The 20887-nt window shown below is 58.8% G+C and carries 18 protein-coding genes and 1 tRNA gene; 7 read left to right on the plus strand and 12 right to left on the minus strand.

Annotated features, from left to right (window positions below):
- Nucleotides 1–624: 624 nt before the first annotated feature.
- From OHL12_RS06565 to OHL12_RS06610, 10 genes are all read right to left on the minus strand, one after another.
- A complete protein-coding gene (locus tag OHL12_RS06565) occupies nt 625–1026 on the minus strand; it encodes a winged helix-turn-helix domain-containing protein (protein ID WP_263413028.1) in 402 nt (133 codons plus the stop codon).
- 577 nt (nt 1027–1603) lie between these two features.
- Nucleotides 1604–1993 carry a hypothetical protein gene (locus OHL12_RS06570; RefSeq protein ID WP_263413029.1) on the minus strand — a complete coding sequence of 130 codons (390 nt, stop codon included), beginning with the start codon at nt 1991–1993 and terminating at the stop codon, nt 1604–1606.
- On the minus strand, nt 1990–2808 hold the full coding sequence (locus tag OHL12_RS06575) for a hypothetical protein (RefSeq protein WP_263413030.1): 819 nt from the start codon (nt 2806–2808) through the stop codon (nt 1990–1992). Before OHL12_RS06575 ends, OHL12_RS06570 begins: the two co-directional genes overlap by 4 nt.
- A gap of 43 nt (nt 2809–2851) precedes the next feature.
- Nucleotides 2852–5881 (minus strand): hypothetical protein, encoded by a 3030-nt coding sequence (locus OHL12_RS06580; RefSeq protein ID WP_263413031.1) that lies wholly within the window; start codon nt 5879–5881, stop codon nt 2852–2854.
- A gap of 2314 nt (nt 5882–8195) precedes the next feature.
- Nucleotides 8196–8438 (minus strand): hypothetical protein, encoded by a 243-nt coding sequence (locus tag OHL12_RS06585; RefSeq protein WP_263413032.1) that lies wholly within the window; start codon nt 8436–8438, stop codon nt 8196–8198.
- Nucleotides 8439–8729: 291 nt separating this feature from the next.
- Nucleotides 8730–10271 carry a recombinase family protein gene (locus OHL12_RS06590; RefSeq protein ID WP_263415088.1) on the minus strand — a complete coding sequence of 514 codons (1542 nt, stop codon included), beginning with the start codon at nt 10269–10271 and terminating at the stop codon, nt 8730–8732.
- An 11-nt stretch (nt 10272–10282) separates the two neighbouring features.
- Nucleotides 10283–10696 (minus strand): recombinase family protein, encoded by a 414-nt coding sequence (locus tag OHL12_RS06595; protein WP_263413033.1) that lies wholly within the window; start codon nt 10694–10696, stop codon nt 10283–10285.
- 144 nt (nt 10697–10840) lie between these two features.
- The gene (locus OHL12_RS06600) at nt 10841–11605 is read right to left on the minus strand and encodes a hypothetical protein (RefSeq protein WP_263413034.1); all 765 of its coding nucleotides are present in this window, start codon (nt 11603–11605) and stop codon (nt 10841–10843) included.
- Nucleotides 11602–11847 carry a helix-turn-helix domain-containing protein gene (locus OHL12_RS06605; RefSeq protein ID WP_263413035.1) on the minus strand — a complete coding sequence of 82 codons (246 nt, stop codon included), beginning with the start codon at nt 11845–11847 and terminating at the stop codon, nt 11602–11604. The genes OHL12_RS06600 and OHL12_RS06605 overlap by 4 nt, the downstream gene beginning before the upstream one ends.
- Nucleotides 11848–11987: 140 nt before the next feature.
- The gene (locus OHL12_RS06610; protein WP_263413036.1) at nt 11988–12860 is read right to left on the minus strand and encodes a tyrosine-type recombinase/integrase; all 873 of its coding nucleotides are present in this window, start codon (nt 12858–12860) and stop codon (nt 11988–11990) included.
- Between the two features lie 126 nt (nt 12861–12986).
- Between OHL12_RS06610 and OHL12_RS06615 the strand changes: the two genes are divergently transcribed.
- On the plus strand, nt 12987–13289 hold the full coding sequence (locus tag OHL12_RS06615; RefSeq protein ID WP_263413037.1) for a hypothetical protein: 303 nt from the start codon (nt 12987–12989) through the stop codon (nt 13287–13289).
- An 87-nt stretch (nt 13290–13376) separates the two neighbouring features.
- Here the strand turns inward: OHL12_RS06615 and OHL12_RS06620 are convergent.
- A tRNA-Ser gene (locus OHL12_RS06620) sits at nt 13377–13468 on the minus strand.
- 794 nt (nt 13469–14262) lie between these two features.
- Here OHL12_RS06620 and OHL12_RS06625 point away from each other — a divergent pair.
- The 3 genes from OHL12_RS06625 (at nt 14263) to OHL12_RS06635 (ending at nt 18792) form a co-directional block, all read left to right on the plus strand.
- Nucleotides 14263–16752, plus strand: coding sequence for a ribonucleoside-diphosphate reductase subunit alpha (locus OHL12_RS06625; protein ID WP_263413038.1), 2490 nt, complete (start codon nt 14263–14265; stop codon nt 16750–16752).
- Between the two features lie 124 nt (nt 16753–16876).
- Nucleotides 16877–17968, plus strand: a complete 1092-nt coding sequence (locus OHL12_RS06630) for a ribonucleotide-diphosphate reductase subunit beta (protein WP_263413039.1) — start codon at nt 16877–16879, stop codon at nt 17966–17968.
- Nucleotides 17969–18153: 185 nt separating this feature from the next.
- The gene (locus tag OHL12_RS06635) at nt 18154–18792 is read left to right on the plus strand and encodes a helix-turn-helix domain-containing protein (protein ID WP_263413040.1); all 639 of its coding nucleotides are present in this window, start codon (nt 18154–18156) and stop codon (nt 18790–18792) included.
- An 84-nt stretch (nt 18793–18876) separates the two neighbouring features.
- Here the strand turns inward: OHL12_RS06635 and OHL12_RS06640 are convergent, their stop codons facing one another.
- Nucleotides 18877–19572, minus strand: coding sequence for a cation transporter (locus tag OHL12_RS06640; RefSeq protein ID WP_263413041.1), 696 nt, complete (start codon nt 19570–19572; stop codon nt 18877–18879).
- A 193-nt stretch (nt 19573–19765) separates the two neighbouring features.
- Here OHL12_RS06640 and rpmB point away from each other — a divergent pair, with 193 nt between their 5' ends.
- From rpmB to OHL12_RS06655, 3 genes are all read left to right on the plus strand, one after another.
- Complete coding sequence (gene rpmB, locus OHL12_RS06645) at nt 19766–19987, plus strand: 50S ribosomal protein L28 (protein WP_263413042.1); 222 nt, start codon at nt 19766–19768, stop codon at nt 19985–19987.
- 3 nt (nt 19988–19990) lie between these two features.
- Nucleotides 19991–20143: a 50S ribosomal protein L33 gene (gene rpmG, locus OHL12_RS06650; RefSeq protein ID WP_263413043.1), complete on the plus strand. Its 153-nt coding sequence runs from the start codon at nt 19991–19993 to the stop codon at nt 20141–20143.
- Between the two features lie 84 nt (nt 20144–20227).
- Nucleotides 20228–20692 carry a VOC family protein gene (locus tag OHL12_RS06655; protein ID WP_317889808.1) on the plus strand — a complete coding sequence of 155 codons (465 nt, stop codon included), beginning with the start codon at nt 20228–20230 and terminating at the stop codon, nt 20690–20692.
- Nucleotides 20693–20887: the final 195 nt, after the last annotated feature.

The raw sequence follows: 20887 nt of genomic DNA on the forward strand, positions 1-20887 counted from the left end.
GCAGGGGACGACAGGCCGAACGCCCCTCCGTAAAGAGGCGTGACTGGACTGGCCCACAGACGTAGGCCCTCGATCTCCACACCAGTGAATGAGCATGTCACCGCCGGGAAGGTCATCTAGCTCACGATGCAGCCCTTGTGTGTCCGAGAGGATGGTGAGAGTGAGGTGAGACAAGAAAGCCAAGCCGATCGCAGCCCTTCCCGTGGAAATGTCGCTCATCGCGTTTGGGCCGCCTGGCTTGCTCATCGTGGATCCAGTCGTGCCACCTTTTCCCTGTCGACTCCGGACTAGGCTATCTGCTCGTCGAATGTCAACTAGCCTTCTGAACGAACAGAAGTCTGCAGAACTCATTGAGCACTTCCGGGAATCGCGACCGCTGTTCGCGATTAAGGTCCTTCTGTCTGACTCGACGTCCTTCCGGCTTTTTATGTGTCAGTCTGCGAAGCGGGGCCTTCAGAGGACGCAGTTGAAGTTTGCATTTGCCGTCGAATTTCCATTAGTTCCTGCCATAGAGTGCCCAGTCGCTGACGGAACGATACGGCCTGATCTTCCGGTAATGGAACAAGGGATGGCCGTTGCTCGCTACGATGTCACCCGTGAAAATGATAGGTTTGGAATCCAAATTCAGGAATGCGCAGGAGAGAATCTGCATGCCTGCGTGCTCTCGCAGCCACTCAGCGCGGTGCGTCGTTCCCCAAAACTGCTTTCCTCCTTATCGTGGAAGGCTTCAGGTGCGACTCGATAGCCGATCTTCGGGATGGTCTCAATGAGATGCTTTCCACTCGCCGTCTTACCCACTGTCCGGCGAAGCAAGAGAACAGTTTGGGTCAGATTGGATTGTTCAACACAGGCATCTTCCCAAATATGTTTCCGAAAGGCCTCATAAAGCACTGGTTCGCCTTTTGCACGAACGAGGAGGAGCAACACCTTCAACCGCCTTGAAGTGAGCCTTATTCTTCGCCCTCCTTCTTCAAGAAGAAGAGGCCTTCTGTGAAGGGTATAGCGGCTGAAATGATAGGTGTTCATAGCTTGCACCTGAGAGAATAGACACTGACAGATCAACTCTTAACTCGTTGAAGCTCTTTTGGAACAGCTTTTTTAGAGTTCCTTCAATGTCGGCAGAGTCGATTGCGCGGCATCGAGGGACGCACGTTGCGCAAGCCAATCTTCTTCTCCCAGTACTCTTCCGCGCGGGATACTCGCCGAGTCGCTAGTAATCGGACCGGTGTCGTAAGTGCATTGGCCTGTTCTCGCCGATCGAGAACAAGCTCATCCAGAATGGCGAATGATGTTCCACCTCGCCAAACCTGTCCTCGGCATTACGCTGCCTGCTAACCTTCTCGCTCGCGGAAGCTCAGCATAGTGCCGTCAGGGTGGCTAGAAGCTGTTTATGAGGCGCACCCTTGCCCGCTCTCACAGTCCAATGCGGTTGACTGCCCATCATTCGGAGTTTGCGTTTAGCTTCGAACTACTGTCGCGAACCATGTCCGGCTGCCGGATGCGTTCGGCCACGCACTCGATGCTCGAGAACCGAAGCCGCCGCTTCCAAGCAGACCTCACCGCTGGCCGACTTGACTACACAAAGGGTGAGATCCAATGCCCGCTACTTACCTGACGCCAGCAACAATTGGATCAGCTGCATCGTCTCGCTGGCCGGCAATTGTCGTGCCATGACCAGCACCGTGTCGGTACGGACCTTCTCCCGCCAGAAACTTAACATCTGCGGAGCAATCGCTGCAAACGAGATGCCTGTCGCCGTGAACAGGCCCGTAATCGCCAGCGTGTTTGCACGGTAGACATAGATCAGAAAGCAGCAACCCGCAAACACGGCCACCAAAGCTCCGATACAGAGCCGAAAATACATCTCGTTGTTGGTAATCACCGTTTTCAGGTCGGCAATAAGCTGTTCTTGTGAAGGCTGGGTCTCTTGGGCGGCTACCGCTTCACCTAGATGGTAAGAACGCGCACCTAATACGTCTCTTAGCCTTCTCATCCTTTTCTCCTGAACGTCTCGCGAACGTCAAAGCTGGCTTCGGGGAAAGTTTTAGCCGTCCGGTGAATACGGTCGATGACCTGGCGATAGAAAGCCATTCGGACTGAAAGGTCAGCGCTTTGTTCATTGCATAGGCAGTGCGTGCCGGGACACGCATCGTGGATCAATTGCGCGAGCAGCACGGAATTGCATACCGTCAGGTCTAGCCAGGAAGGCATCCGTTCGGGAAGCCCGGCCAGAATGTCGGTGACCGTCTGAAAGCCTTCGCTGAATTCCACTGCTGCTCCCCGGCGGAACATGCCCGGAGCAGCATCTTCAAGCTGCAGCCTGCGAAGTTGCCACTGCACCTGCTGCGCGGTCAGAAAACCTGCCTGCTTGGCAGCCGGGCTGTTCTCGTTCAGACGGCCTTCCAGCGCGCGGTTCAGCAAAGCGAGCAACTCGCCTGCTTCCATCTCGCGATCCATCGCCACTTCGCAGTCCATCGCGATCAACGTCTGCCGCAACGTAAAATCACTCCACGCCAGTTTGGCTAACGCCTCTGCATCGGTCAGATCGCTTTTGCGAAAACGGGCGCTTCTCCAGTGCGCCACCAGCGACACCACTGGCCAGGAGCGGCAAAGTTCATACCAGTCCTCCAGCCGTGCGTTGCGGATCACTCGCACACCTAACCGCTCCACATGCCGCAGCAAGTCCTCGATCATTCCAGCCAGGGGCGCATATTTCCCCCAGCGCTGCACGGGAGACAGATATCGATACTCGGGGCGGTCGTTTTCCCGGACGAACGTTCCCTCTTCTCCTTCCTCAAAGGCTCGCACGAATGTCTCCACCTGGAGAGGCACGCAAACCGCGATGGCACAGTTACGCGGCTCTGTTACCGCTTGGCCCCAACCCGCTTGGCCGCCTGTCCTCCACAACATATAGGTCCTTCCTCTGCGAGTTCACGAGATGAATATCCACCTTCCTAATGCCGGGATGAGCCTTCTGCAAGTCGATTTCAAGTCGTCGGAGCGCAAAAAACAGATCGGCTTGTTCCGAGACGGCGTGGAGCAGGACACCAATCTGTTGGGGAAGCAAAGCTGCGGCCGAGGCCATATCTGAAAAGAACAGGCGGATGCGGATCAACAGCGGCTTACCAAACCAGCCTTTCGCCGGAATCTCAAGGCTCGCGTCTATGACCGCATGTCCGTCGACCATGTGCGGTGCGGAAACCTCCCGCACTGTTGCCTTAGAAAGGTCGTACTCGGCCGTAAGTGCGCGGATATCTTCCTCGGACATGGAACCTTCAAAGCTGGCATCTACCGCTTCGTGGTCCTTCATCTGCGCTTCGGTACTGCGCACGAACCCTCGACCTTCTTCTTCATCCACACCTTGAAAATGCAGATGGAGGCTATCCGCGCCTAAGGTATCTTCGGCTGTAGAGCGCACCGCTTCTACAGCCGCCGGCAGGTTGTCCGCCTGCATGTGCAGGCCCGCCGGACCCACGATGTCATAGCGGTGGTCCGCAACGCGCGATACGATTATCACCGGTTTCGCTTGTTTCGCTTTGCCTGCGGAGAACGCGGCAACAAGCCGGCTCCTCTCAGGATCCGGTGCGTCTTTAGTGCTCCACCATCCCGGCGTGTCTCCGCCGTCCGGCACCTGCCTAGGGTCAAAGCCCATGCTCGCGCCTTCGGCAAACCGGCCGCCGCGCGGGTACAGGCTGTCGGTGAGCGTGCGCAAATCGCTCGCCTGGTCCTTTAGCATCCCTTGAATTTCCCGCTTCAGCACCTCCGGATCTTTCTCCGCGTCCCGTCCCGCAAGGCGGGCAGTCTCCGGTATCTTTTCAGCGTCGGCTTCGCTGTGGTACACCACCGCGTGACCATCCTCCGTAGTGACACGCACCTCACCCGCCCGCAGCGAACTGTCCACCTTAAAGTCCGTCACGGCTGCGGAAAGATTGTGCCCACCGGTGGCGCCGGCGACCTCGCCCATTGCGGTCGAAAACACCACGGACGGCGTGTGTATCCAGATCGATCCGGATCGGCTGTTAGCCTCATTTTCGTAAAGCATTCCTGCTACTGTCCGAAACTCAGCAGACAGAACGGGTTGCAGCGCCGACGATACGCGCTGGCACAGATGTGCGATCGTCCGCGTATCCTTGTCGCTGCTAGCGGCTCCTGACCGAGCTGCTGCGGGATCGGCGATGCACGCGATCAACTCGTCGTACTGCTCCGGCGAAGCCTCTTCCGAGAACTTCTCCAAAAGGCCGTGCGCATCGCGGATGCTGGCGCTCACCGGGTCGTCGCCCTGGAATAAAGGATCACTGTCCTTTTTCTCCGTGATAGCTTTGATGAGCTGACCGGTTTTTTCCTTCAGTACAGAGACAGCATGATGCTCGTGATTGCCCGGAGTGGCCTTGATGCCAAAGTGGGTAAATATCTGGTACAGACCGGCATACTGCACCACACGCACCAGATTCGGGTCGCTGAGCTGGCTGTAGTATCCGTATGCCGTGTCCTCAGCTTGCCGCAGATTCGCATTATCCAGCGCTAAGTAATCGATTGGAAGTGAGCCGAGCTGGTTCAAGGAAAACACCTCGAAGCCGGAAAACTGTGACACGTAGCCAGCACCGCGAGTGTTCCAGTTAAACAAGACCTCGTTTGTGTTTGCCTCCCGGTTCAGTGGTTTTCGAAACGGATAGGTTGCGGGATCAGGATAGGGGAAATTGACATACCGGATTAGCCCATGCATCGACCAAGATTTGAGCATCTGGTCCGTAATATTTAAGAGGCTGCCGTATTCCGTGTCGAGGAGCTGGTCGCTCAGGTAGATCGGTGCCCAGTCAATTTTTTCCGCGCCGTTTCCGGTCTGGTCTGTCTTGCCTGCCCACAAAAACTTGCGCTCGTAACTCTGCTCCAACTCCCCGGTGTTCGCCGACGCCAGTTGCAGGATCGTCTCTGTCCGGAGTGGAGGCATCCACGCAATCGACGTCGATCGAGTCCGCCCCACGATCGCCACCTTCTTGGCGGATCCGATCGCTCCTAATATCAGGTCAGAATCGACGGCAAACTCCCGTGCTTCCACGCTCGACTTGTCCAGGTTAGCGTCCTCGCCCACGCACCACACTACGAGGCCAGGTTCGGCCGTTGCGTACACCCCATGCGCGCCCGAATCCAGCAGCGTCTGTAATGTCACGGAGTTCCCGCCCAGAACTGGTCGCAGTCTCAACACCTCCGGATCCGACGGTTTCGCTCTGTGCGGAAGGGCGGCAAGGAAGAACATCAAAAACACCAGCGTCAGAAACGTGAGCGACAAAGGCCGGCTCCTGCGCAGCAGCTTGCGCGCAAGCCACAGGTATACGAACAGGATCGCCAGCAGAACGGAGATAGCCGCGATCGAAAACGAGGAAGGCCGCTCCCGTGTTCCACCGATCAGCCAGCGGTTTAATTGCGAAGAGGTCACATGCAAGTTCAGATCGGTGCCCGGGGCGGTCTCTCGCACTCCATTCACTGGTACGGTGTATGCCTTGTACGCCGTGCCGAATAGCGTCCTGTGGAGCGCGATCACCAACTCTTGGATCTGTTCGTCCCTACACGGACGCAAACGCATCACGATGTCTTTGACCCAGCCGTCCACGCCGAATCGCTTCTTCGCCGTTTCCGTCGAAGCGATGCACGGTGACAGCCTGCTCACATCGTCGAGAGCTACGTTGGGCGGAGGCTCCGAAACGATCAGGGTCCGGCTGCCATCCTCACCTGACCGAGAGAGCGCGACGACCTGAAGGTGGAACGGATGAGATGTGCGAAAACTTTGCCACGCTTCAATCTGCGCGCCTGAAGCGCTCGTCCCGTCCGCCTCTTGGCTATGAGCGCAAGGAGAGATCGATAGAAAAGTCAGAAGCGACGTCAAGATAAAGTAACTAGCCCTGCTATGGCGCATACTCACTCCTGGACAGTCGTTGTTGCGGAGGTGACTGGCCCTGAAAATCACGTGTCTAACGCAACGGTCCGTCATCAGGCATGCCTGCCCTGATTTGAGGAGGCCCATTCTGTTGAAGAAAGGGGTCTCCACGCGTCACTTGCCTGAGGCGACAGCACGGGAAGTGTGCGCCAGCATAGCAGGTCTACAGGAGTGTGCAACTACAATATTCTTTTCGCTGCGGACTTTAGCCGCTGCTGAAAAACAGCCTCGAAGGCAGCAGTGGCTTTAGTCCACCGAACCGAGTACTTCATAACCCGAGGCTGCGCTGTCCGAACGTGTGCTCGTTATGCCGAACGAACAGTTCACGGTGAAAGTCACGATTGCATGCGCTTCCCAACGGAAGCAAATCGCAAGCCTGCTCACGATTAGTCCAGCGTCCCCGTCATAACCAGTATCCCTTAGTAGAGTTGCTGTGGCTTTGTCACTGCTATTGCCTCCCCATCGCGGCTGACGGCGAATTCTCGTGCCTCTCAGAAAGCTGAGGCGACTTATTCAGATCGAGATGCGACAACAGATGCGTCTGAAGTGAACTTAATGATCGCAAACCACACGGAGCCTGCCTCTATTCGGCTATCTCAGGTGGCTCCACTTCGTACGGCTCTACGGGTTCAGGCGGTTCAGGAACTTCCGGACCTTCTTCGGGGCCGGGGAACGCTGGCGCTGGAATGAGTTGTGGGCCGTCATCCGGGTATAGGTCAGGGACGTTCGATGGCGGGGGGCCTGGCAGGGTTTCGTAATTCGGCTCTTCGAGCTCCGGTGGTGCAGGCCCGGGTTCTGGTATAGGCGGGTAACTAGACACGGCGCAGTCTCCTTTGGCGAATCTTGAGCGAACCTAGTTTCTCGAATCGTAGGATAGTTCATCTGACTGATCAACAGGATTCCTAAGTCGCGAAAAGCTTGAGGCCTTCAGCTTCGTCAGATCGTTTCTCTACCCGGGATCTGCATTGTGTCATGCGTCTTCGCCGCCGTGTTCAGTGAAGCTTTTGTCGGTCGGACGCAGTTCACGCGCGCTGAAGCTCAAGTCGGGCGACCAGAGAACCTTCGCGGCAGCTGTTAGGTACTGCAGAAGCGATCCGAGTGTCTTCACAGGTCTAATCATTGATGTCAGTGTCGATGTGGCGGCCGCCAAGATCGTACGGGCCAACTCCAGGCTGATAGGTCCTACAAAGCCCTCGTCCGTTCGCCGGTCAAATCATCAGGCAGGTGCTGATCCCCCTGTGGTTCTACGAGAAGCGACCGAGCGGGTGAGCTTGCTCCATCCGCCTGTAGCGCCGGTCCACGGACATCCGGCCTTACCCAATTGGGGAAGGTAAAGACGGCGCTGACGTTTCCGAAGGGCACCGGTTCGCGCTCACGGATACTTTCGAGCAGTGTGGTTGCGCGCAGTGTCTCGCGAAATCGCGGATTCTAAGCGGCGTCCGGATGAAGCGCGGAGGCGCTCTGCTCCAAGCAGTTAACCGCGTTAGCTCACCACAGAGCCCGAGACAAGTGGTTGGCCCCCACTAGTTGAATCTCAACGAGCGATAAATCGCCAATGCACTCGTGGACCATCGAACGAGCGCAAGCGCGGTAGCCTTAAACTCCGGTAGCACGCGAGCCATCGCTTTAGCTTGGAGAACTAACTCCCCGGAGTCTCCTCTCGCAGACGCACAACAGGCCGCCATGGCGTCAGGATCTGCCAGCTTCGTCGAGAAACATCGACGGCCCGATCAGTTTAACCTCCGCCGGAGACGATGGCATTACCATTCCCAAAATTGAGAAGTGACCTAGAGACGGGGCAGCGCATCGGCTACGAAGCTGGAAAGCGGGCCTGAGAATCGAACGTGGTAGATACCATGCTGCTTGAATCTCTGATTTTGCAGACTTCAGCGAGACACGATGTGACTTGCCGGCGCCTGACCTTGCCCAGAAGTGCTGCAGCGTCCGAAGCTCTAACCATCACCTCGATCGCGATATCTTGCAAGCTCGCTGTCGATTCGCCGTGCCTTAGCGCGCTGCGACTTGCCTCCCAACGGCTCGCGGCGTCACGGTGCTTTATCCATGGATGTGCAGATGTTTCGGTTACGAGGGTGTCTTCTGGAGCGAGCGGAAAGAGCGGTTCATCTTCGTTTTGGTTGTCGATTGCCTCGTGAGATCACTTCTCATCGGACGTGGTCTAGCGGCAAAGCCTGAGCGCCCGCTCTTAGCGACTCAGACAAAGCAGAGCAGCGAAGAGCAAGCACCGGGCTCAGCGAAGAAGGGATCACATGACCCATTCCGTTTCTTTAGACTTGTCATCCTCTTCAAGAGCCTTCCGCGCGGCTGCCGCATAATGCTGCAGGACTTCGAGCATGCCCTGTTCATTGAGGTAATGCGCCAGGTGCACGAGACAGGCTCTCGCCGGAGCAAGCGTGATGCAAGCGTCCTTTTCGAGGTCTGAAAGGTTAAAGAGAATCGTCACGCTAGCAGCAGCGCGATCAAGAAGAAGATCGGGTGAATCGGTCATAAATCTAACCTCGGTGTTGTTTGTTGGTGGTGAGGACAAGCAACTGGCACTGAGCCCGTCGCCAGCCCGTGGGCGCGATCTAAGATCGCCTCTGTGATTCAGGTGTTCGTTCCAGCGCTCGCTGGTTCTGCGAGGCAACAGGTCTGGCTAAAGCTCCTCAGTGAGGAGCTTTAGCCAGCTCTCAGGCGGCCTCCTTCATCTCGGGGCTTTCTAACAGTTGCAGTTCGATCAACTTGCTATGGCCCTGTGTCGCCGGGTTAGGCGTTTTCAGCATCCTGATACGCGTGGCAATCAGCTCCGCGTGAACGCGGAAGCACTGATTGATAGCGCCGTACCCAAGAGGCTCATCTTGCGGCCACTTGTGACCAAGGTAGTCACGAAGAACCGCCGCCCATTGGCTTGGGCTCTTAGGGCCGCTGCACTGCTCGGCGCGCTCTCTGAGCAGCCCGCAGAGCGGTTCAAAAAAACGCACGGTCTTGTATAGCTCGAGCTGATCTCCGCGACGAAGTAGAAGATTCCTGCGTGAGATGGATCGTGTTGGTGGGAGGTCGGTGTACACTCACCTCCTACCAACACGCCTGAAGAACGCGCGTTTTGGCCTGAGAAGATGTCCACCTCGCCGATGACGCAGACCTGGTCTGTTCCGTCGATGGTGTCAGGGTAGAGCTTTAGGCGAACGAGATGATCTTCGAAAAGAGTCCGCGCAAGCGCAACATCTTCCTGCAACACCTTCTTGAACTTGCTCAGGTTCTGTCGAACCAGTTCCGTCAGGGTTTCCGGGGAGACCACGACCTTGCGTCGACTCTTCGCGATCCGCAACTTCTCACGTAGAGAGATGGCTTCTCTTTCCAACGCAGCTATGCGTTCTGCGACCACGAGAGACGGTCCCTGCTCCGCGATGACGAGAAGATTCTGAATGCCTTCTTGCTTCAACCGGAGTTGGCTTTCCATCTCTCTCAGGCCTGCCCGGCTCGCCCGTTCCTCTTCTCGCCTGAACCTTGCGGTCAATTCGGCGTGGGTGGAGGAGACGAGAGGCTCGAAGTTCGCGGCGCTCAGCAGCTTCGAAGCGAAGAGTTCGGTCAGTTGTTCTGAGAGAACAGATTCGGGTATGCTCAACCGGCTGGTGCACCCGCGGTGCATGCGTGCGTTCTCGCACCTGTACCGAGATCGACTCTGTAAGCCGTTTGCGATCAGTTTTTCGCCACAGAGACCGCAGAACAGGAAACCGCTGAAGAGGTATGGCCGGTCCTTGGCCCTGTTGTAACCGCCCTCCACCCGAGACTTCTGCTTGCTGGACATCTTGGATCGACGCTCCGCAGCTGCTGCCCAGAGCTCGTCTGAGACGATCCTGAGTTCTGGCGCGTCGATGCGAACCCACTCTGTCTCAGGCTTGTCGACCTTCTGGATCTTGCCGGTATCAGGGTCTTCTTCCTGGTGGCTGACATTCCAGATGTACTGGCCTATGTACTTGACGTTTTTCACGATCGTCTTGATCGGATCTGAACCCCAGTTCGATTCCGTCTTGCGCGCTCGCGAATTGATCGGCGACGGAATCATTTCCGCGTTCAGCAGCTTGGCGATCCCCATCATGCTCTTGCCGTCCGCGTACATCTGGAAGATGCGCCGTACCACTTCAGCCTCCTCTTCAAAGATCACGAGCTTGGAGCCGAGGGTTCCGCCTTGCGTCGTCGCGTTCGGGGCGTTCGGATCGAGGACACGGTCGCACCTATAACCGTAAGGAACACTTCCGACGTGGAAGCCCGCGAGGACGCGTCCCTTCTGCCCGGCAAAAGACTTGTCTTGCAGGTTCTTCACGAACTGCTGATCGATCATCGCGTTCACATTCAGGATGATCTCCCAACGGTTCTAGACGTGTCGATGTCCTGCTTCGCGAAGCAGACCGCGGTTTTGCGTTTTCCTGCGTCTTTCACGAACTCCAAGATGTCGTGTACATCCCGGGCGCACCGCGACGTATCGTCAAAAAGCACAACGCCGAACTCTCTCGGCTTGCGCTTCATGGCCGCGCGCAGGGCCCCAAAGCCCGGCCGATTCCGTGTGTTTGTCCCAGATTGAGCGGCGTCCTGATAGATGTGGTCATCAAGAAGAATGATGCCGTTCTTTTCGGCATACTCTCGGCAGGATCGCTCTTGATCCTGCAGGGAGGCGGGGCGCTGCATCGAGGTCGAGTACCTCGCGTAAAGCGCTGCTCGACGTGTAACACCGCCTGTCGAGGTGTTGGTGAGGTTAGAGGGTCTCAATGTTTCGCCTTCCTTTCAGCGGCGCAGGGTCCGACCTGCTGAAGCCGGTGCCTTGTCTGGTGGTCTGAGAGCAAGAAGGTGGACAGGATCCGCCCAATCCCTTGCAAGAGCGTTTGTGGTGCGTGGTCAGGGAAGATCCCGGGATCAACTGGAAGACGGACGCTGTTCCGTTGCTTCTGGTCTGGCCGTATGGGCGCGGTCCGGATCGCGCTGGTCGGGCTTGCTGGTTGCCTTGCCACCTTGTTCCTCCTTGTTGCTGCGATCAGCGTCGGTTAAGGTCACGGGAGCTTCGGGCGAAGCGGAAGCTTCCAGGTCGGGGGTGGCAGGCGGAGCCGGCGTGATCTCTTCGGCCACCAGTTTCGGATTTGGAACTCTCTGAAGCTCGTCAGCGAGAATCCTCATGAAGCTCGCCTTCTGCTCCGCGCTCAGGTGCTTGCGATGGAGCAACCGTGCGTACCTCATGGCGAGGTTCTGGACTTCAACGTCGCTAATCTCCTCAGTGAGGAGCTTTCTCCTGCCGATGAACTCCTGGACGTAGCGGTCAGCAGTCGCCTTGCTGATCCCCGCCTGCTTGAGTAACTTGCTCCACTTGCCGTCCCGGCCGGTCTTCGCCAAGGCTTCCTTGTAGGCAGCAAGGTTTCTTCCGAGCTCGCGCCTGTTCTCTTGAAGCTGCTTCCGGGTCTTGGCGACTGCTGCCCTCGTCTTTGCCTTCGCAGACCAGAGCTCCGTGATCTTCAACTCCATGGCGTCAAGCTCCGAGCTGGAGGTCTCCGCAGCAGGTGGTTTCGTCGTACCCGAAGTTGCGATCGACGTGATGCACGGCATAGGGCAGCTAGCACCCTGCTCAGCCTTGACGATGGCTGGCTTCTTTGCCGAGGGTGGCGGTCCGCTGAACTGGATGGTGTTCATTTCGCCACCTTCCCGTTGAGCATGCGGCTGTCGAGCCAAACCGCGAGGGCGATTGGGTCGAAGCGGTACCCGTTCGGGGTGCGTAACGCAGGCAGGCGTCCGCTTGCGCACCATCCACAAATGGTGTTGCGGCCGAGTTGAAGTAGGTTCATAACCTCTCGTGTGGTCAGGTAGCGGTCGAACTGGCGGATGCTGTCCACCAGGCTCGTCCGCGCATCGGGAGCGTCTTTCAAGGCGTTCATACTGGCTAATACCGACCGGTTGTCCCGAACCTGAATATGGGGCTGTGGAAAACTTTCGCGCCTGCACTGGGCCGTACAGCTTGCCTCGGGCCACACCGACGCGAAGCCGGGCGCTGGTGCAGTCGCTCGGCCCGAAGCCATTAGCGGCACTCCGGTTCTTCCAGAAAGCTGAAGCTTGCGTTCACCTGTGAGCGAGTCCTGTCGGAGCGCAGGTCCGCCGCAGCCAGGTACCGGAGCGTGGTCGTCAGGTCGGAGTGTCCAAGCCATCGCTGGATAGTGGTCGCTGGGACGCCGGCTTCCGCATGGGAAGTCGCGAGGGTCCGGCGAAATTCGTGCAGGCCCCAGCGCCGGCACACCGCCTTGCTGGAACACCGTTGACCACCACGTGTCACGCAGGAATTGCAGTTGAGGCCTGCATGGAAGGCGAGGCGCTGCAGTTCGCGGAGGTGATGACGGTTTGGAGCTCCGGATTTTGACGGAAAAAGGAGGGAGGATTGACTGCCAGCCTTCAGATTCTCCAATTCTTTGATCAGGCTGTCCGGCACCGGAACTGACCGCTCTTCCTTGTCCTTCAGTCGGAACTTGTATGCAGGCTTACTGCGCGCCGAGATGACCTTGTTGCGGAAGTCGACATCGTCCCAGGTGCAGTGCGTAACCTCCTGCTCGCGAAAACTCGTGGCCAGAAAGAATGTGAAGAGGATGCGCTGTCGCGTGGTGGCGGCCTGCAGAAGTTTGGCGACCTGGTCCGGGTGGTAGGCACTCACGACCTTCTCGTCATAGCGAGGCCAGTCTGCGGGCCGAAGAACTCGCGCGGTCCCGTTGCCAATGAGCAGGGAGTTGATGCGCGCCACGTGGTTGAACACGGTGCGGTCGCTAAGTCCCTTTGCCTTCAGGTGCAACATGTGCTGCAAAATGTCATTGCGGCTAATGTCCGCGACCAGACGAGAACCATACCGGCCGGCGAAGAGGCCCAGCATGTTCTTACAAGCAGCGAAGGTCTTCGCTGCACGCATTGCTCGGACTTCGTCTAAGTATTCCTGGACTGCGATCTGTACAGTGCGCGCAACTGCGGCTCTGACTGATGGAGTGTTGGGTGCAGGATCTTGGACCGCACGCCCAAGCGCAGTGGCGGACAGATCATGCTCACGGTTGCGGAGAGCGGCCACTGCGGCCTGCGGTTCGGCACCTACGGATTCCCAGACCCTCTTGCCGTATTTCGCGTAGCGGAGATAATAGACCCCCTCCGGATGGGCTGCCTGCTTTCCGTCGATAATGGCGTAGCCGGCTCTCAGCGTGTGATTTTTGTTCCACGCAGGAGCCGCGAACAGGTCCTTGCGGCCCTGCTTGATACGGATGTAGAGGCGAACTTTCGGAACCTTCGTCTTCAAACAGAAACCCTCGAAGGCATATACCTCGAGGGTTACCTGAAAGACGATTACTAGTCGCCGGAGCGCCTAGTAATGCCGAATGTGTCACAACGAGTGTCACAGACTGCAATTTGGAGCCGAAACTTGGGAACTTTAGAAAAGTGGCGGAGAGTGAGGGATTCGAACCCCCGATCGCCTTACGACGATGTCTGATTTCGAGTCAGGTGCATTCAACCGGGCTCTGCCAACTCTCCGTGGCTCTAGTTTATCGCACTCCGGGCAGCCGCGCGGTCTCCGCGCTTCCACTCAGATCGAGTTCGATTCCGCGCTTCTCACTTCAAAGACGTCCAGCGCCTCCTCCAAAGGCGCTCTCCAGTCCATCTGCGTTGTCGGATCATTCCGACGCGTTACGCGGATACTCACCGCAGAACACTTGTGCTTGCGCGCTAGCTCAAGCAGCTCCTCAAAGAACTCGTGGTACACGCCTGGGGGCGTTCGCTTGCCAAGGATCATTGGTGCAAGGTTCTCCTGGACTTCTTCGCCGGTGTCCGGCTGTCTCTTTGCCTTCCGAGAGATGCCACTCTCCCGAACGGGCGTCGGTGGCAACATCAGTCCCGCTTGGGGTATGGGTGTCATCCGAATCATGCTGCAGCAGTTGTAGCAGCCCATGCACTTTCCCGGGTAGATTCGAGCCCACACAGTCAACCCCGGTCAAACATCCGTTTGATTTCCAAAAGACGGACCAGCCTTCCACAAGCGGGTTCGGCGTACCATGCAGGCTTGTCAGCCAGGACCACAAGCTTCGTCCCACATTTGCACATGGGCCCTATATCTTGTGCTTGCACGGTTCACTGGCCCGAGCTAGAGTAGGCATACCTCGAAAGCGCGCCACTGGCTCGCTTTCCAGATGAAGCCGGCAAAGGCGAAATTAAGGCGAATACAATGAGAATGTGGCAGCTTGGCGGAGCTGCCCTGCTGCCCGCCCGCTCGGACTGCACTCGTAACTAGATCGATTCCGGGCAGCAGCGGCCCACAAGCAAGGAGCACTATGGCGACCACAACCCTGCAGACCAGCCTTTCCGACATCAACTCGGGCTTCCCGTCCCGCGACGAAACCCCGGTGATGCACGTAAAGAAACGCAACGGCTCCCTGGAAGCCGTGGACGTCAACAAGATCGTCCGCGCCGTTCAGCGTTGTGCCTTTGGCCTGCAGCACGTGGATGCGATCCGCATCGCCTCCAAGACCATTGGTGGCCTGTACGACGGCGCGACCACCCGCGAGCTCGACACCATCTCGATCGACACCGCGGCCGCGCTGATCGCCGAGGAGCCGCAGTACTCCAAGCTCGCCGCCCGCCTCTTGCTGGCCACCATCATCAAGGAAGTCGCCAACCAGAACCTGCACTCGTTCTCGCAGTCCGTCGAATACGGCTTCCAGCAGGGCATCGTCTCCGACGCCACCGCCGAGTTCGTCCGCGTTCACGCCCGCAAGCTGAATCACGCCATCGACGAAACGGCCTCCGACCGCTTCGAGTACTTCGGTCTGCGTACCGTGTACGACCGCTACCTGCTGCGCGATCCTCTCTCCCGCAAGGTCATCGAAACACCGCAACACTTCTTTCTGCGCGTCGCCTGCGGTCTGGCCGGCACACCCAACGAAGCCATCGAGTTCTACAAGCTCATCGCCGCGCACGAGTACATGCCCAGCTCGCCGACGCTTTTCAACTCCGGCACCAGGCACCCGCAGATGTCCAGCTGCTACCTGCACGACTCCCCGGGCGATTCGCTGGAATCCATCTACGACGCTTATAAGGATGTCGCACTGCTGTCCAAGTTCTCCGGCGGCATCGGCCTCGCCTTCCACCGCGTCCGGTCTGAAGGTTCGCTCATCCGCGCCACCAACGGCCTGTCGAACGGCATTGTGCCGTGGCTGCGCACGCTTGATTCGTCCGTCGCCGCCGTCAACCAGGGCGGCAAGCGCAAGGGTGCCTGCTGCGTCTATCTGGAGCCGTGGCATGCCGACGTCGAAAACTTCCTCGAACTCCGCGAAAACACCGGCGACCTCTCCCGCCGCACCTACAACCTGAACACCGCCAACTGGATCCCCGACCTCTTCATGAAGCGCGTCGACCAGGACGGCCTGTGGTCGCTCTTCGATCCCAAGGTGGTACCGCATCTGCCTGATCTCTTCGGCCCCGACTTCGATGCCGCCTACGAAAAAGCCGAAGAAGAGAAGCTGTACAGCAAGCAGATGAAGGCGCGCGACCTGTACGCCAAGATGATGCGCTGCCTCGCCGAGACCGGCAATGGCTGGATGACCTTCAAGGACGCCTGCAACCTGAAGAACAACCAGACCGGCGGGCCCGGCAACGTCATCCATCTCTCCAATCTCTGCACCGAAATCACTGAGGTGACCAGCAGCAACGAAACCGCTGTCTGCAACCTGGGCTCCATCAACCTGGGCCGGCACACCACGCTCGACGAGGACGGCCGCGTCGTCTTCGACTTTGCGAAGCTGGCCAACACCGTCCGCATCGCGGTACCCATGCTCGACCGCGTCATCGACATCAACTTCTACCCCATCCAGACCGCGGCCGACGCCAACAATCGCTGGCGCCCCGTGGGCCTCGGCGTCATGGGCCTGCAGGATGTCTTCTTCCAGATGCGTCTGCCCTTCGACTCACCTGAGGCACAGGCACTCTCCGCCCGTATCCAGGAAGAGATCTACTACCACGCACTCGTGGCCTCGGTCGCGCTGGCCGAGAAGGCGGGCCCGCACGCTTCCTTCCACGAAACTCGCCTCAGCAAGGGCCAGTTCCAGTTCGACCTGTGGAACGTGAAGCCCACTCACGAAGCTCGTTGGAACGATCTGCGCGAGCGCGTCGCCAAGTTTGGCGTCCGCAATTCCCTGCTCATCGCCATCGCGCCCACCGCAACCATCGCGTCCATCGTCGGCTGCTACGAGTGCATCGAACCCCAGATCTCCAACCTGTTCAAGCGCGAAACGCTCTCCGGCGAGTTCCTCCAGGTCAACCGCTACCTCATCGACGAGCTCAAGGCGCGTGGCATGTGGAACGACGCCATCCGTACCAAGCTCAAGATCGGCGAAGGCTCTATCCAGAACATCGATGAGCTGCCGGACGACCTGAAGCTGATCTACCGGACCGTGTGGGAAGTTCCCATGCGCTCGCTCATCGAAATGGCTGCCGCACGCAACGCCTATGTCGACCAGGCACAGTCACTCAACCTCTTCGTCGAGTCGCCCAACATCGGCCGCCTGTCGTCCATGTATATGTTCGCGTGGAAGGCCGGCCTGAAGACCACCTACTACCTGCGCTCGCGTCCGGCCACCAAGATCGCAAAGACCACCGTGCAGCGCGCCGCCATGAGTTCGGCCCAGCCGCTCGCTGGTGTTCCCGGCACCCTGCAGGCACACGAACCCAAGTCGTCTGAGGTGCCGCCCACCGTTCCGGCAGCCACCGCCGAGGCAATAGCCTGCTCGCTTGAAAACCCGGAAAGCTGCGAAGCCTGCCAGTGATCTTCATCTTCTCGACACGTCCAACAGTGTCATCCTGAGCGAAGCGAGGGATCTGCTCTCCTTCGCTCAGGCATACCTTTTCTCGGAGCCACGGCTCCGACCCAGCACCACCAGGAGCCCACCGATGTCCGCAACCCTCGATCCAATCTCCGTCGCCGCAAACGGAACTGCCCACAACAATCCAATTACCTCCGGCTCAGCGGTCACCGCGCCTGACAACATCCTTGATCCGGGCCTGTGCTTGACGCTGCGCCCGATGAAGTACCCGCAGTTCTATGACATGTTCCGCGACGGCATCAAGAACACCTGGACCGTCGAAGAAGTCGACTTCTCCACCGACCTGGTCGACCTGCGCTCCAAGCTCTCGCCTGCGGAAATCCACACCATCAAGCGCCTCGTCGCCTTCTTCGCCACCGGCGACGCGATCGTCTCGAACAACCTCGTGCTCAACTTATACAAGCACGTCAACTCGCCGGAAGCGCGCCTCTACCTCTCACGCCAGCTCTACGAGGAGGCCGTGCACGTGCAGTTCTACCTGACGCTGCTGGACAACTACGTCCCCGACCAGGAAGAGCGTTACGAGGCCTTCGCCGCCGTCGAAAACATCCCGTCCATCCAGAAAAAGGCCGACTTCTGCATGAAGTGGATGGATTCCATCCAGGCATTGGACACGCTGCAGACCCGCGAAGATCGCCGCCAGTTCCTGCTCAACCTCATCTGCTTCGCATCGTCCATCGAAGGCCTCTTCTTCTTCGCCGCCTTCGCCTACGTCTACTTCTTCCGCAGCAAGGGCCTGCTCCACGGTTTGGCCTCGGGTACCAACTGGGTCTTCCGCGACGAGAGCTGCCACCTCGAGTTCGCCTTTGAGGTCGTCAACGTCGTTCGCCAGCAGGAGCCCGACCTCTGGGACGCCGACCTGGAACGCCAGATCGTCGAAATGCTGGAAGAGGCTGTGGACTGCGAAGCGCAGTTCGCCGAGGACCTGCTCGCCGGCGGCGTAGCCGGCCTCTCCGTCCGCGATATGCGCGCCTACCTCGGCTACGTTGCCGACTCGCGCCTGCAGCGCCTGGGCATCGCCCCGCACTTCAACACCAAGAACCCCTTCAGCTTTATGGAGCTGCAGGACGTCCAGGAACTCACCAACTTCTTCGAGCGCCGCGTCTCCGCCTACCAGACCGCAGTGGAAGGTGAAGTCGCATTCGGCGAAGACTTCTAGTCGCCACAGCACCTACAAGCAGGCTCGGGTCGAAATTCACGACCCGAGCCTGTCTAGTTCAGCAGTAATCCCACCGCCTTTGGCGTCAGCAAACCAGTCACCGACTGCCGAAATTCGGCGCCGATGCGTGGACTCGCTACCTTCAGGCACCTTCTTCCCTTTTCATCACATCCATCTTTGCAGCTATGTCAGAAAAGTTTGCAGGCCTGAACCCGACCGGCGCCGACACCGTGGACCCTGACCAGGTCGAAACCACGATCCAGGGCAAGCAAATCGGCGAGCGCATCCGCCGCCTGCGCACCCGGCGCAGCATGGGCCTGGTCGAGCTTGGCACTCGCACCGGTCTTTCCGCCAGCTTTCTATCCCAGTTGGAAACCGGCCGCGTCGTGCCCACCGTCCGCAATCTGGCACGCATCGCCATGACCTTTGGCAAGGACCTGAGCTACTTCTTCCGCGAAGACCAGCCTGCGCCCTTCCGCATCATGCGCAGCACCGAACGCATCCGGCTGCACCGCGCCTCGGACGCTACGCCCTCCTTTGTCTCGGAAAGCATGCACTCCCTGGTCTCCGACGGCCAGATGGTGCCATGCCTTGCCGAGTTCAACGGCAGCGATCGCGACGAGGTCTTTCGACCCAAAATCTTCGATGGCGTCGAGTTCACCTTTGTGCTGCAGGGCCCGGTGATTCTCAATACTGACAACGAAAACACCACCCTACAGACCGGCGACGTGGCTTGGCTCGATGGCGGTCGCAAACGGCACTATTGCTGTCCCGCCGGCACCCACGCCAAAGCGATGATCATCACCCGCCACAACAAGAGCTAACAGGCGACTCAAGCTAATCCGAAGCACACAAAAAAGCAGGAGCTATCTAGCTCCTGCTTTTGCTTCTATGCGGAATCTTCTCGATTAGTGGCAGCAGGCATTGCCGCGCAGCGCTTCCCGTCCCGCTCGGTATAGAAACGGCACCAGCACCAGTCCAGCAACGGCGTCCGCCCAGCCCACGTGCAGCACTGAGCGCACCAGCAGTCCACCCAGAACAATCCCAGCCTGAATCGCGCAGAAATTCGTCTGGCGAGCATCCGCCATCATCGCTCGGCTGTTCAACCCCTGGGCCACGGTACGCTTGGCGCGCGTCAGGATCGGCATGCTCACCAGCGCTGCCGCGGTGATCGCCATGCCCGTCCATCCTGGAGTCTCAGCCCCGCCCCGCATCAGCGAATACACCGAATCGATCAGGACATAGATAGCCAGGGCATAGAGGCACCAGCCGGCCACCTTCAGGCTCAACCGCTCTGCACGGTGCTTGCGGTCATGATCCATCTCGTGGGTCATGCGCCAGTACAGCGCCGCGCCGCTCAGCATCTCGATGCAGCTATCCCAGCCGAATCCGGCCAGCGAGATACTGTGCTCCCGATGAGCCCCGGCCAGGGCCACTGTCGCCTCCAGTGCCGCCCAGCACACCGTGACGATCTCCAACTGCCTGCCGCGCCGGGCCAGCCGCTCCCGTTCCCCGTCCGTCAGTACCGTCGGTATCGTACAGGCGGCACCTTGCGCTGTTACTACGTCGGCCATCTGCTCCAGCATACTGCGCCTCGTCTTCATTCGATGAATCTTCGCCAGAATCGTCGCAAACCGTGTTCAAAACGCCCGATCTGTGGCAAGATAGAAGGGTTGGTCTGAGCAGGTGTGTCCAGCGTGGCAGAATCGCGCGGACGGGTCCATGCACCAGCCGCTCGCGGGTTCCCTCCACGAGCGGGCCGGAAGCGAGCTCAAGACACGTCAACAGGAGATCGTCATGGCTAAGGTATGCCCCATCACCGGCAAGCGGCCCATGTCCGGCAACAAGGTGTCGCACGCGAACAACAAGACGCGCCGCCGTTGGGAGCCGAACCTGCAGTGGAAGCGCGTTTGGGTTCCGTCGGAAAAGAAGTTCATTCGTATGCGCGTCAGCGCGCGTGGTCTGCGCACCATCAACAAGCTCGGCGTTGAAGCCGCCCTGCTGCAGGCGAAAGGATAACCAATGCGCACCCTGATCAAGCTTGTTTCCTCTGCTGGCACCGGCCACTTCTACACCACCAGCAAGAACCCCAAGACCTCAACGGGTAAGCTGGAAATGAAGAAGTACGACCCAGTCGTGCGCAAGCACGTGCCCTACCGCGAAGCCAAGATCTAACTTCGTTCTAAGCTCTCGAAAGGCCACGCATTCGCGTGGCCTTTTGCATTGGTTTGGTTCCTCCAGGCCGGCCTGGGTAGTAGCATGCTCGGCATGAAGAACATCAGTCCGTTCCTTTGGTTCAACGACAACGCAGGCGAAGCCGCCGACTTTTACCTAAGCGTCTTTCCGCACGCCCGCAAAGTATCCGAGGTGCGTTCGAAAGGCGTTGGGCCATGGCCGGTCGGCAAGGTCGCTACCGTCACGCTTGAACTGGAAGGTCAGGACATGATCTTCCTGAACGGCGGCCCCGCCCAACAGCTCACCCCAGCCTTCTCGTTCTTCGTAAGTTGCGACTCGCAGCAAGAAATCGACACGTACTGGGACAAGCTGATGCAGGGTGGCAAGCCCATGGCTTGTGGCTGGCTCACCGACCGTTTTGGCCTCTGCTGGCAGATCGCACCGCGCAACATCGGCCAACTCATTAGCCACCCGAAGGGCATGGCAGCCATGATGAACATGGTCAAGCTGGACATCGCAACGCTCGAAGCCGCCGCCCGCGAAGATTGATCTCTCCGCGATGTGCCGGCTCGGTCGCGGCAGCGGTTAGAACTGAATGCGTGCCGTCACCTGCAGCTGCCGCGGCCCATTCACCATGCTGTTCACTACCTGAAAGTCGAAGCGTTCGGTCCAAGATCATACGGTTGCGCAGACACGTGCCAGTTGAACGCCTCGAACGCCTCTCCCCACAGCGGAAAGTTTCTC

The sequence above is a fragment of the Terriglobus aquaticus genome (genome assembly GCF_025685415.1).
Lineage (GTDB): Bacteria > Acidobacteriota > Terriglobia > Terriglobales > Acidobacteriaceae > Terriglobus > Terriglobus aquaticus.

Coding starts and splice junctions, on each gene's coding strand:
- OHL12_RS06640 (WP_263413041.1), bottom strand. CDS start 19,572: ATGAAGACGAGGCGCAGTATGCTGGAGCAGATGGCCGACGTAGTAACA.
- OHL12_RS06600 (WP_263413034.1), bottom strand. CDS start 11,605: ATGAACACCATCCAGTTCAGCGGACCGCCACCCTCGGCAAAGAAGCCA.
- OHL12_RS06615 (WP_263413037.1), top strand. CDS start 12,987: ATGCTCACGGTTGCGGAGAGCGGCCACTGCGGCCTGCGGTTCGGCACC.
- OHL12_RS06565 (WP_263413028.1), bottom strand. CDS start 1,026: ATGAACACCTATCATTTCAGCCGCTATACCCTTCACAGAAGGCCTCTT.
- OHL12_RS06585 (WP_263413032.1), bottom strand. CDS start 8,438: ATGACCGATTCACCCGATCTTCTTCTTGATCGCGCTGCTGCTAGCGTG.
- OHL12_RS06630 (WP_263413039.1), top strand. CDS start 16,877: ATGTCCGCAACCCTCGATCCAATCTCCGTCGCCGCAAACGGAACTGCC.
- OHL12_RS06605 (WP_263413035.1), bottom strand. CDS start 11,847: ATGAACGCCTTGAAAGACGCTCCCGATGCGCGGACGAGCCTGGTGGAC.
- rpmB (WP_263413042.1), top strand. CDS start 19,766: ATGGCTAAGGTATGCCCCATCACCGGCAAGCGGCCCATGTCCGGCAAC.
- OHL12_RS06635 (WP_263413040.1), top strand. CDS start 18,154: ATGTCAGAAAAGTTTGCAGGCCTGAACCCGACCGGCGCCGACACCGTG.
- OHL12_RS06625 (WP_263413038.1), top strand. CDS start 14,263: ATGGCGACCACAACCCTGCAGACCAGCCTTTCCGACATCAACTCGGGC.
- OHL12_RS06590 (WP_263415088.1), bottom strand. CDS start 10,271: ATGATCGATCAGCAGTTCGTGAAGAACCTGCAAGACAAGTCTTTTGCC.
- OHL12_RS06610 (WP_263413036.1), bottom strand. CDS start 12,860: ATGCGTGCAGCGAAGACCTTCGCTGCTTGTAAGAACATGCTGGGCCTC.
- OHL12_RS06570 (WP_263413029.1), bottom strand. CDS start 1,993: ATGAGAAGGCTAAGAGACGTATTAGGTGCGCGTTCTTACCATCTAGGT.
- OHL12_RS06655 (WP_317889808.1), top strand. CDS start 20,228: ATGCTCGGCATGAAGAACATCAGTCCGTTCCTTTGGTTCAACGACAAC.
- rpmG (WP_263413043.1), top strand. CDS start 19,991: ATGCGCACCCTGATCAAGCTTGTTTCCTCTGCTGGCACCGGCCACTTC.